Origin of the sequence: Pseudomonas sp. DWP3-1-3b3 (genome assembly GCF_049896305.1) — a bacterium.
Lineage (GTDB): Bacteria > Pseudomonadota > Gammaproteobacteria > Pseudomonadales > Pseudomonadaceae > Aquipseudomonas > Aquipseudomonas azotoformans_A.
The window spans coordinates 169,488-180,347 of record NZ_JAFCUA010000008.1; the positions used below are offsets into that span (position 1 = coordinate 169,488).

Sequence of the window (10,860 nt, forward strand, 5' to 3'; positions counted from 1 at the left end):
TAGAGTTCGACAATAAGCGGCCACTGCGTTCATCACTAAAAAGGCCGCACCTACCGTTGATCAGCAGGTGAGCCATGGAATTACGAATCAACCAAAAGGCCTATCAGGTCGATGCCGACGCGGACACGCCCTTGTTGTGGGTGATCCGCGATGACCTGGGCCTGACCGGCACCAAGTACGGCTGCGGCCTGGCCCAGTGCGGCGCCTGTTCGGTGCTGGTGGATGGCAATGTGGTGCGCTCCTGCGTCACGCCGGTGGCCGCCTTGGTCGGGCGTGAGATCACCACCATCGAGGCGATTGAGACCGATGAAGTGGGCAAGCGTGTGGTCGCGACCTGGGTCGAGCATCAGGTGGCGCAATGCGGGTATTGCCAGTCCGGGCAGGTGATGGCGGCCACTGCGCTGCTCAAGCACACCCCCGCGCCGAGCAAGGCGCAGATCGACGCGGCGATGATCAACCTGTGCCGCTGCGGCACCTATAACGCCATCCACGCGGCGGTCGACGCCCTGGCCAAGCAGGAGGGCGCTTGATGAGTATTCTCGACGAACTGCTTGATGCACCGGTCAACCTGTCGCGTCGCCGCTTTCTGGCGAGTACGGCGGTGGGCGCACTGGTGATTGGTTTTGGCCTGCCCCTGGGCTCGGGCCGAGTGCAAGCCGCCACCGCTGCTGAACGCGGCACCCAGGTGCCAGCGTTCCTGGAGATTCGCCCGGACGGCACGGTGCGCCTGCTCAGCCCGTTCATGGAAGGCGGACAAGGCACCCACACCGCCATGGCGCAGATCGTCGGCGAAGAACTGGATGCCGACCCCGCCACCTTTATCGTCGAAGCCGCCCCGCCTGGCGAAGCCTATGTGGTGATGGAAAACGGCCTGCGTATCACCGGCGGCAGCATGTCGGTGCGCATGAGCTACCCGACCATGCGCCGCCTTGGTGCCCTGGCCCGCGCGATGTTGCTGCAAGCTGGCGCTAAACAATTGGGCGTGCCGGTTGGCGAACTGACCACACAGCCCGGCCGCGTGGTGCACACGGCTTCCGGTCGTTCATTGGGGTATGGCGAGCTGGCCAGTAGCGCGCTCGACATGCCTGTGCCCGATCCATCCAGCATCACCCTGCGCGACCCGAGCCAATTCCGCTGGATCGGCAAGCCGGTCAAGCGCCTGGACGCCTATGACAAATCCACCGGCAAGGCGCTCTACAGCATCGACCTGAAAGTCGACAACATGCTTCACGCCGCCGTCCAGCACGCGCCACGCCTGGGCATGACCGTCGGCACCCTGCGCAACCAGGCCCAAGTCGAAGGCATGAAAGGCGTGCATTCGGTGCACGTGCTGCCCGGCGCGGTGGCGGTGGTGGCTGAGCGTTGGTGGCACGCCAAGCGTGCGGTAGAAGCCATCCAGGTCGACTGGCAGGAAGCCGCCGCCGACTCGGCACTGCGCGTCATGCCAGCGGACTTCTCCAGCGACAAGCACTTCGAGTTCCTCGCTGCCCAGCAAGGCCCGGCCCGTGACGACGAGAACGAAGGTGACGTCGCCGCCGCGTTGAAAGGTGGCAAGACCCAGCTCGAGGCGACGTATCACAACCAATACCTCAACCACGGCCAACTGGAGCCGCCGTCAGCCCTGGCGCGCTTCAACCCGGATGGCACGCTGGACATCTGGCTGCCCAACCAGGCGCCGGACATGTTCCGCGCCGACATCGCCAAGCGCACCGGCCTCGACCCTGCGCAAATCAATCTGCACTCGCCGTTACTCGGTGGTTTCTTCGGCCGGCACTTCCTGTATGACTCGGCCAACCCTTATCCGCAGGCCATTGCATTGGCCAAGGCGGTGGGCCGTCCGGTCAAGCTGATCTGGAGTCGCGAGGAAGAGTTCTTGCGCGATGTGCTGCGCCCCGTGGCGGTGGTCAAGTTCCGCGCCGCGCTGGATGACAAAGGTCTGCCGGTCGCCATCGAAGCCGTCAGTGCGACCGAAGGCCCGACCGAAGCCCTCGCCGGCAAACAGGGCGATAAAATCGACCCTACGGCGGTTGAAGGGTTGTCGGGCAAGTCCTACGCGATCCCCAACAAACGCATCGCGCAGATCTACGTCAAAGGCGCGCCGATGCTCGGTTACTGGCGTTCGGTGGGCAATTCGCTCAACGACTTTTTCTACGAGTCGTTCCTCGACGAACTGGCGGACAAGGGCGGGCAGGATCCCTATGAGCTGCGCCTGCACCTGCTGCGCGACAACCCACGGCTGACCACGTTGCTGCAAGCGGCGGGTGAACTGTCCGGTGGCTGGAAGCGCGGTCCCTTCACCGCCGAGGACGGCACTCGACGGGCTCGCGGCGTGGCCATGGCCTCGCCATTCGGTTCCCACACGGCGGCGATCGCTGAGGTGTCCATCGAGAACGGCAAGGTCAGGGTGCACGATATCTGGCAGGCCATCGACCCCGGCAGCATCGTCAACCCGGCGATTGTCGAGGCCCAGGTTAATGGCGCGGTGGCGTTGGGCTTGTCCCAGACCTTGCTGGAAGAAGCGGTGTACGTGGACGGCAAGCCACGGGCGCGCAACTACGACTTGTACCCGATCCTGGCGCCCGCGCAGATGGCACGGGTGCATGTACGGATAGTCGAGAGTGGCGAAAAGATGGGTGGTATCGGCGAGCCGCCGTTGCCCGCCGTGGCGCCGGCCGTGGCCAACGCGGTGGCGCAATTGACAGGCCAGCGCGTGCGCAGCCTGCCCTTGAGCCGACACACTTTTAGCTGACCTTCAGGAAACGCCCATGAACAACCGTCGATTCGCAAGAACCGCAGGCTGGCTGGCGCTGCCCTGCCTGGTCGCCGCAGGCCTGCTGGCCTGGTACGTCACCCGTGAACCGGCTACGCCGTTCGAACAGGAACAGGCGAAAGCCACCTTCGATCCCGCCCTGGTCAGCCGTGGCGAGTATGTCGCCCGCCTCAGCGATTGCGTGGCCTGCCACAGCCTGGCGGGCAAGGCGCCGTTTGCCGGTGGCCTGGAAATGGCCACGCCGTTGGGGGCGATCCACGCCACCAACATCACGCCAGACAAGCAAACCGGCATCGGCACTTACAGCCTGGCCGATTTCGACCGTGCAGTGCGCCATGGCGTAGCACCGGGCGGCCGCCGGCTGTACCCGGCCATGCCCTACCCGTCCTACGTGAAGCTCAGCGATGACGACATCAAAGCGCTGTACGCGTTTTTCATGCAGGGCATACAACCGGCCAACCAACCGAATATCCCCAGTGATATTCCGTGGCCGCTGAATATGCGCTGGCCCATCGCCTTGTGGAACGGCGTGTTCGCGCCCACGGCGACTTATGCAGCCAAGCCCAACCAGGACGCGCTGTGGAACCGTGGCGCCTATATCGTCCAAGGCCCCGGCCACTGCGGCAGTTGCCACACGCCGCGCGGCCTGGCCTTCAACGAAAAAGCCCTGGATGAATCTGGCGCGCCGTTCCTCGCCGGCGCCCTGCTCGACGGCTGGTACGCGCCGAGCCTGCGCCAGGACCCCAACACCGGGCTGGGCCGTTGGACGGAGCCACAGATCGTGCAGTTCCTCAAGACCGGGCGCAACGCCCATGCGGTGGTCTACGGTTCGATGACCGAGGCGTTCAACAACTCCACGCAGTTCATGCAGGACGACGACCTGGCGGCCATCGCCCGCTACCTCAAGTCATTGCCTGGCGATCCGCAGCGCGACGGCGCACCCTGGCAGTATCAGGCGGTGGCGGCGGTGCAAGACGCCCCCGGCGCCCACACCTACGCCACCCGCTGCGCCTCTTGCCATGGTCTCGACGGCAAGGGCCAGCCCGAGTGGATGCCGCCCCTGGCCGGCGCCACGTCAGCACTGGCGAAAGAAAGCGCATCGGCGATCAACATCACCCTCAACGGCTCACAACGCGTGGTCGCGGCCGGCGTGCCGGATGCCTACCGCATGCCGGCGTTTCGTGAGCAATTGTCCGACGCGGAAATCGCCGAGGTACTCAGCTACGTGCGCAGCACCTGGGGCAACAACGGTGGCGCGGTGGATGCCAAAGCGGTGGGCAAGCTGCGCGGGCACACTGACCCGGCGAGCAGCAGCCCGATCATCCTGCACATGCGCTGAGGTCAGGGCTTCAGGTTTTTCACGCTGGCAAACGTTGCCTCGCCCCGCGCCTGCTCCAACACGTTCATGGGCGCGGGCGTAGGCAACGCATGCATCACCGGCTTGAGCACGATGGAGCGCTCGCTGTCGGTGACGGAGCGCTCGTCGCTGGGCGGCACGCCGAAGTATTCGCGGTAGCACTTGGAAAAGTGCGGCGTGGACACAAAGCCGCAAAGCACGGCCAGCTCCACGATGGAAATGGGCGTCTGCTTGAGCAACTGCCGCGCCCGGATCAGCCGCAGCCTCAGGTAGTAGCGTGACGGCGAACAGTGCAGGTATTTCTGGAACATGCGCTCCAGCTGACGGCGGGACAACGCGACATACGCCGCCAGCTCATCCAGGTTGATCGGTTCCTCCAGGTTGGCCTCCATCAACGCGACGATTTCCTGCAGCTTGGGCTGCTGGGTGCCGAGCATGTGCTTAAGGGGCACACGCTGATGGTCCTGCTCGTTACGGATGCGCTCGTACACAAACATGTCGGAGATGGCCGCCGACAGCTCATGCCCGTGATCACGGCCGATCAGGTGCAGCATCATGTCCAGCGGCGCCGTACCACCCGAGCTGGTGAGACGATCGCGGTCGAGGGTAAACAGGCTGGAACTGACCGTCACCCGTGGAAACGCCTCCTGCATGGCCGCCAACCATTCCCAGTGCACGCTGCATTCATAGCCATCCAGCAAACCCGCCCGCGCCAACACAAAGCTACCGGTACAGATACCGCCCAATCGCTTGGCATAACGCGCCTGGCTGCGCAGCCACTTGACCAGCTCGCCGGTCACGGTGCCCTGGATGCCGATGCCGCCGCAGACAATCACAATATCGGCGGACGGCACGCTGAGTATCGAACCGTCCGGCGTGATGGGCACGCCGTCACTGGCCCACACGGGGTTACCGTCCGGGCTCGCGGTGTGCCATTTGTAGAGTTCCTGGCCCGACAGCTGGTTGGCCATGCGCAGGGGCTCAACGGCCGAGGCCAGTGACATCAAGGTGAACTGGTCCAGCAGCACGAACACGATGCTGCTTACGGGGCGGCCACTCATGGCGGTGAGGCTGCGGCCACGGTTTTTTGCGTGCGTTCGGGCTGCCGCGCGGTGAGCAAGCCGACCAGGGAAATCATCAGGGCCAGGCCGATGGTGGATGACACCTCAAAACGGTGTTCAGGCGTGACCAGCATCACCGTCAAAGCGGCACAGATGAATGCGATGACCAGCCAAGTCAGCCAGGGAAACAGCCACATCTGGAAGGTGAGCGTGACGTTGCGCTGTCGCAGGATCTTGCGCATGCGCAACTGCGACACCGCGATCACCAGGTACACCAGCAACGCGATGGCGCCCGAACTGGCCAGCAGGAACTGGAACAACCCGGCCGGCGCAAAGTAACTGAACAGGGTCACGCCTGCGCCCAGGATGGTGCTGGCAATCACCGCGGCCCTCGGCACGCTCGCCGCCGAGGTTTTCTTCATCAACGTGGGAGCATCCCCACGCTTGCCCAGGGAAAACAGCATGCGCGAGGCGATGTAGATGGAGGAATTCATGCAACTGGCCACGGCGATCAACACCACTACGTCAACCAGCAGCTTGGCGTTGGGAATATTCATCAGCTCCAGGGCGCGCTGATAAGAGCCGACCGAGGCCAGCAACGGGTCGTTCCACGGCACCACGGAAATCACCACGAAGATCGACAACAGGTAGAACACACCAATACGCCACATCACCGAACGTGTGGCGCGGGCGATGTTCTGCGCGGGGTTACTGGACTCCGCCGCCGCGATGGTGACCGCCTCAGTGCCGATAAAACTGAACATGATGGTAATAAAGGCGCCGACCACCGCCGACATCCCGTTGGGCGCGAAACCGCCGTGTTCCTCCATCAACCGGTTCAACCCGCTCACCTCGCGCTCGGGCACCCAGCCCATCAGCACCGCAAAGCCCAGGCCGATAAAACCGATGATCGCGATGACCTTGGCCATGGCGAACCAGAACTCGAACTCGCCGTACTTGGACACGCTGAACAGATTGGTGACCACCAACAAAAAGATCGACAACAAGGCAAACAGCCAAGCGTCGATCTGTGGGAACCATTGGTTGAGGATATGCCCGGCGGCCAACGCCTCGATGGGGATCACCAGCACCCAGAACCACCAGTACAACCAACCGATGGTAAACCCGGCCCAGCGGCCAATGGCCTGGTCGGCGTAGGTCGAAAAAGATCCGGTATCGGGGTTGGCCACCGCCATCTCCCCGAGCATGCGCATCACCAGCACCACCAGCGTGCCGGAGAACAGATAAGCCAGCAGCACCGCCGGCCCCGCCGCCGCAATCGCATGCCCGGAACCGACAAACAACCCCGCCCCGATAATGCCCGCAATGGAAAGCATGGTCACATGACGCGGCTTGAAGCCTTGCGCCAACTGGCCGTTGGAATCGTTGGAATTCAGGCTATTCATTGTTTTTGTTGTTCTCGGTGATCGACGTCAAGGTGTACTGACTGAAGAGTCAGGCGATCATCATTTCCTAATGATGGGTCACCTTACGCGGCCTCAGTTCATCAAAAATAGCCTGGGAGCGGCGGGGATTGGTCTGATATCGACATGCACGTAGGGTTTACCTGCATAGCCCCCACTTATGGACAGGCCCATTTCCCTGTGGCGAGGGAGCTTGCTCCCTCGCCACAGAGTTGAACTGATTGCCGGGCCCGCCCAAACTGCTCAAATCAAAAGCCAAACCCAATCAGTGAAGCGATTCCTGTGCCTACACGCTCGATAAACAATATTCGCCGGGCCACATCCGACGACGTGCACGCCCTGATCGAACTGGACACCTACGCAACGGCCCACACCCATCGCCGTGTGTTCATCCATGATGCCGTGGTTCGTCAAGAATGCCTGGTGGCCGTCGACACTGTTGGCCGTTGCGCCGGTTACCTCGTTCTGACCCATGACTTTTTCGAGTATGGTTTTGTGGCGCTGGTGGTCGTCTCACCCGCTCATCAGCGTCAGGGCATTGCGCAGCGGTTGCTGGCGGCGGCAGAGGCGGCGTGCAAGACGCCCAAGCTGTTTACGTCAACCAATGCGTCAAACACCGCCTCCCAGGCGCTGTTTGCAAAAGCCGGATTCGTGTCGAGCGGGCAGATCGACAACCTGGACGATCACGATCCTGAGCGGATCTATGTGAAATTCATCACTCCAACCGTGCGCTAACCTGCCCAGCCACGGCATGTACTCGGGGCAAACCCTTGTAGAAAATTTTCCCTCTCCATCATTCCTCCACAAAACCTCCCATGAATGCGCACGTTAGTTGCGCATCATCGGGTTCGATGTTGAGCGCTATGATCAATACCTGACAGCGTGGGCCATGGAGCGGCAACCACGACAAGGCTTATTCACCGAGCAGACTATGAACGATTACCCCGTCGCATCGACACCCCAGCCCAGCAGCATCCGGGAGAACCAGGCCTTGGTGCTGATCGCCGAAGACGAGCCCGAGATTGCGGATATCCTGATCGCCTATCTCAAGCGCAGCGGCTTTCGCACCGCCCACGCCCTTGATGGCCGGCGTGCGCTGGAACTGCACCAGAGCCTCAAGCCGGACCTGATGCTGCTGGATGTGCTGATGCCCCACGTCGATGGCTGGCAGGTGCTGGCCGAAGTGCGCCATCGCGGCAACACGCCGGTGATCATGCTGACCGCGCAGGACCAGGACATGGACAAGTTGATGGGCCTGCGTATCGGTGCCGACGACTATATCGTCAAGCCGTTCAACCCGGCCGAGGTGGTGGCGCGTACCCAGGCGGTGCTGCGGCGCTCCGTCAACTACACATCGGGTGTCAGCGCCAGTGTGCTGCGGGTGGATGGGTTTGAAATCGATATCGAAAGCCATCAGGTCACGGTGAATATCGAAGGCAACGCCCTGCCGCTGCTGCTGACCGTCACCGAATTCAAATTACTGGCCCAATTGGCTCGCGCGCCGAAACGTGTGTTCAGCCGCGCGGAACTGTTGGCGCTGTGCTCGCCGGAAAGCGACAGCCTGGAACGCACGGTCGACAGTCATATCAGCAAGTTGCGCCGCAAGATCGAGGACCTCGGGCTGCAAGGTGTGCCGGCAAGCATTCGCGGGGTGGGTTACCGCTTCGGGAGTGGCGCGTGAAACTATTCAACGGCTTGAGCCGCCAGATCATCCTGTCCATGTCGGTCGTGGTGCTGTGCGTGATCGCCCTGGCGGTAATCGGCTCCTATGTGTTCTACGCCCTGCTTTGGACCTACTGGCCGCTTCCGGACGAGCAGGTCGATGAGTGGATGCCCGCCAATGCCGAATGGGCGTGGATGGGCTTGACCACCTGCGTCAGCCTGGCGGTCGGTGCATTCGTGGCGACCAAGTTGTCGCGGCGCATCCTGATGCCATTGAATTCGGTGGCCGAGAACCTGCGCAAACTGGCGGACGGCGACCTCGATGTGCAGGCCGTGGCTGGCGATCAGTCCATCGGTGAGGCGGCTATTTTGGTGAATGACTTCAACAGCATGGCCCAACGCTTGAAACGCATGGCGCAGGAACAGGCGTTCTGGAACGCGGCGATCGCCCACGAGCTGCGCACGCCGCTGACCATCTTGCGCGGTCGCCTGCAAGGTTTGGCCGAGGGTGTGTTCGAGCCGGACACGGCGCAGTTCTACAGCCTGCTCGGGCAGGTCGAAGGGCTGGCGCGGATGATCGAGGACCTGCGCGTGGTCGGCCTGGGTGACAGCGGCTACCTTGAAATCAACGTGCAAGACGCCGACCTGGCCGCAGGGGTTGAGGAAGATGTGCGGCTGTTCGAACCGAGCCTGGCCACTGCTGGTTTTACCCTGCAACTGGACCTGCAACGCCGCATCCTGCGCTGCGACCCCGCACGCATCCGCCAGGCGTTGCTGGCCCTGCTGGACAACGTGCGTCGGCATGCGACACCCGGCAACGTCAACGTGCACCTGAGCACGCGTGATGGCGTGCACTACCTGAGGGTCCGCGACGATGGTCCCGGTATTGATGAGGACTTTGCGACGCACCTGTTCGAACCTTTCCAACGCGGCGAAAACTCTCGCTCACGCGCCCAGGGCGGCAGCGGTTTGGGCCTGGCGGTGGTGCGCGCAATTGCGATTGCCCATGGCGGCGCCGTGACCTGTCGAAAAATGGAAAACGGCGGAACGCTGTTCGAACTCAGCTGGAACCTTTGAGTAAGTCAGGCCCGCCATGCGCATCTTATCCAGGTTGTTCAGAACCACCCAGCGCTATCGTTATTTTGTCTTGTTGGACACCGCGCTTGTTTGCATTGCGTTCAAAAGCTGCGCCGCAATGCCTCAACACGGGCACTGGATAGAAGTTGAACACATCAACCTGTCGTGGCTGGGCAATCCCCTCCCCAGCCGTGCCCGGTTAACTGAGCGAGTGTGAACATGAGCCCTTCCCTATCACTCCTTGAAGAGTCGCTGCGACAGCACACGGCTCGCCTGAAACGCCTGCAACGGTTCTGGGTGCCGCTGCAACAGCGCGCACCGAAGTGGGTACTGGCGCTGTGGATTATCGGCGTCTTCGTGTCGCTGGCGACGCAATGCTGGTGCCATTGGTTCGTGACCGCGCCGCTGATCTGCGTGTTGATCGTCGCGGAAATCGTGATCGACGAGGCGCAGATGACACTTCAGTTGCGCACCGATGCCGTTCGCGATTCGTTGCGAGCGATTATGGCGACCGGGAAACCAATCCCGGATTGAACATCCCCTCAAAACGCGCCTTGTTCGCCGCGTAGTATGCCGCCACCGCCTTGTCTGCCGTGCTCTCCCGCGCCTGCATCATCAACGCTTCCAGGTCGGCCTGGGGGATGGAGAAATGCGCAAAGAAGTACGCCACTTCGGGATGCTCCTGGCTGAAGCCTTTGCGGGCCATGGCGTGGATCTGCTCGGCGCCGCCGAAAATCTGCTTGGGATCATCCAGGTAGCGCAGCGACCATTTGGAGAACATCCAGTGCGGGCTCCAGGCGTTGACCAACGACCACTTGTCGCGCTTGAGGTTGCGGTCCAGCTCGTTGAGCATGCCGCTTTCCGAAGACCCCACCAGTTTGTAGCCCGCCAGTTTGTAGTCCTCGATCGCCTTGACGGTTAGCTTGTACTGGCCGTTGCCGACTTCGGAGGTAAAGATCTTGCCATCGAACTTCTCGCGGATCCCGGGTTTGTTCAGGTCTTCCACGCTGGCGACTTCCGCGACCGGCACCGAGGTGGGCACAGCCATGCCGATTCGCCCTTCATACAGCACGCCGAGGTCTTCGAGGCGGTCTTTGTACTTGTCGTAGAACGCCTTGTGGGTGCTGGGCAGCCAGACCATCGGGATCAGGTCGATGTTGCCGTTGGCCAGCGCCTGGAACTGGATGCCGATGTCGGCCATCACCAACTTGACCGGTTGCTTGAGATGTTCCTGCAACGCCGTGCTGGCGAGCTTGACGGTGATTTCCGTGTCGGACCAATTCACCCAACCGATGCGCACCGGTGGTTTTTCCTCGGCGTGGGTCACCGCCGCACTGGCGCCCAGCGCAAGGCCGAGCAGGTAGGCACAGGCTTTTTTCCGATAGTGCACATGAGCATTCATCAGACGTCCTCCTAAGGGGTGAGGCCGATCTTAGCGATGACATCCGGGCACTGCAATAAAAAATGTACAGGCATGTCGACTATTGTTGACACCTATGTACATTTATC

General features: G+C 62.2%; 10 protein-coding genes. 7 read left to right on the forward strand and 3 right to left on the reverse strand.

What is annotated here, in order from left to right; translation table 11 throughout:
• Positions 1-74: 74 nt before the first annotated feature.
• Genes ACP7BX_RS23205 through ACP7BX_RS23215 form a run of 3 tightly spaced genes read left to right on the forward strand, consistent with a single transcriptional unit; the run spans position 75 to position 4,109 of the window.
• Entirely contained in the window at positions 75-530 is a 456-nt protein-coding gene (locus ACP7BX_RS23205) for a (2Fe-2S)-binding protein (protein WP_033903091.1), read from the forward strand.
• A complete protein-coding gene (locus tag ACP7BX_RS23210; RefSeq protein WP_426127656.1) occupies positions 530-2,749 on the forward strand; it encodes a molybdopterin cofactor-binding domain-containing protein in 2,220 nt (739 codons plus the stop codon). The genes ACP7BX_RS23205 and ACP7BX_RS23210 overlap by 1 nt, the downstream gene beginning before the upstream one ends.
• 16 nt (positions 2,750-2,765) lie before the next feature.
• Complete coding sequence (locus tag ACP7BX_RS23215) at positions 2,766-4,109, forward strand: c-type cytochrome (protein ID WP_426127654.1); 1,344 nt, start codon at positions 2,766-2,768, stop codon at positions 4,107-4,109.
• Positions 4,110-4,111: 2 nt separating this feature from the next.
• Here ACP7BX_RS23215 and ACP7BX_RS23220 read toward each other — a convergent pair whose 3' ends face one another.
• Together ACP7BX_RS23220 and gabP are read right to left on the reverse strand one after the other, a co-directional pair.
• A complete protein-coding gene (locus tag ACP7BX_RS23220; RefSeq protein WP_033903088.1) occupies positions 4,112-5,188 on the reverse strand; it encodes a GlxA family transcriptional regulator in 1,077 nt (358 codons plus the stop codon).
• Positions 5,185-6,594: a GABA permease gene (gene gabP / locus ACP7BX_RS23225; RefSeq protein ID WP_426127651.1), complete on the reverse strand. Its 1,410-nt coding sequence runs from the start codon at positions 6,592-6,594 to the stop codon at positions 5,185-5,187. The genes ACP7BX_RS23220 and gabP overlap by 4 nt, the downstream gene beginning before the upstream one ends.
• Before the next feature lie 300 nt (positions 6,595-6,894).
• On the opposite strand from gabP, the gene ACP7BX_RS23230 reads away from it, so the two are divergent.
• From ACP7BX_RS23230 to ACP7BX_RS23245, 4 genes are all read left to right on the forward strand, one after another.
• Positions 6,895-7,347 (forward strand): GNAT family N-acetyltransferase, encoded by a 453-nt coding sequence (locus tag ACP7BX_RS23230; protein WP_426127649.1) that lies wholly within the window; start codon positions 6,895-6,897, stop codon positions 7,345-7,347.
• A gap of 196 nt (positions 7,348-7,543) precedes the next feature.
• Positions 7,544-8,293: a response regulator gene (locus tag ACP7BX_RS23235; RefSeq protein WP_269133615.1), complete on the forward strand. Its 750-nt coding sequence runs from the start codon at positions 7,544-7,546 to the stop codon at positions 8,291-8,293.
• The gene (locus ACP7BX_RS23240; RefSeq protein WP_426127647.1) at positions 8,290-9,351 is read left to right on the forward strand and encodes an ATP-binding protein; all 1,062 of its coding nucleotides are present in this window, start codon (positions 8,290-8,292) and stop codon (positions 9,349-9,351) included. The genes ACP7BX_RS23235 and ACP7BX_RS23240 overlap by 4 nt, the downstream gene beginning before the upstream one ends.
• Positions 9,352-9,570: 219 nt before the next feature.
• Positions 9,571-9,885: a hypothetical protein gene (locus tag ACP7BX_RS23245; protein WP_033903078.1), complete on the forward strand. Its 315-nt coding sequence runs from the start codon at positions 9,571-9,573 to the stop codon at positions 9,883-9,885.
• On the opposite strand, the gene ACP7BX_RS23250 is transcribed toward ACP7BX_RS23245, so the two are convergent.
• Complete coding sequence (locus tag ACP7BX_RS23250) at positions 9,854-10,753, reverse strand: glycine betaine ABC transporter substrate-binding protein (protein ID WP_426127645.1); 900 nt, start codon at positions 10,751-10,753, stop codon at positions 9,854-9,856. The genes ACP7BX_RS23245 and ACP7BX_RS23250 overlap by 32 nt on opposite strands.
• Between the last annotated feature and the right edge of the window lie 107 nt (positions 10,754-10,860).

Bases quoted from the DNA above. Each gene is read 5' to 3' on its own strand.
- ACP7BX_RS23205 (WP_033903091.1), top strand. From the start codon at position 75: ATGGAATTACGAATCAACCAAAAGGCCTATCAGGTCGATGCCGACGCG.
- ACP7BX_RS23210 (WP_426127656.1), top strand. From the start codon at position 530: ATGAGTATTCTCGACGAACTGCTTGATGCACCGGTCAACCTGTCGCGT.
- ACP7BX_RS23215 (WP_426127654.1), top strand. From the start codon at position 2,766: ATGAACAACCGTCGATTCGCAAGAACCGCAGGCTGGCTGGCGCTGCCC.
- ACP7BX_RS23220 (WP_033903088.1), bottom strand. From the start codon at position 5,188: ATGAGTGGCCGCCCCGTAAGCAGCATCGTGTTCGTGCTGCTGGACCAG.
- gabP (WP_426127651.1), bottom strand. From the start codon at position 6,594: ATGAATAGCCTGAATTCCAACGATTCCAACGGCCAGTTGGCGCAAGGC.
- ACP7BX_RS23235 (WP_269133615.1), top strand. From the start codon at position 7,544: ATGAACGATTACCCCGTCGCATCGACACCCCAGCCCAGCAGCATCCGG.
- ACP7BX_RS23245 (WP_033903078.1), top strand. From the start codon at position 9,571: ATGAGCCCTTCCCTATCACTCCTTGAAGAGTCGCTGCGACAGCACACG.
- ACP7BX_RS23250 (WP_426127645.1), bottom strand. From the start codon at position 10,753: ATGAATGCTCATGTGCACTATCGGAAAAAAGCCTGTGCCTACCTGCTC.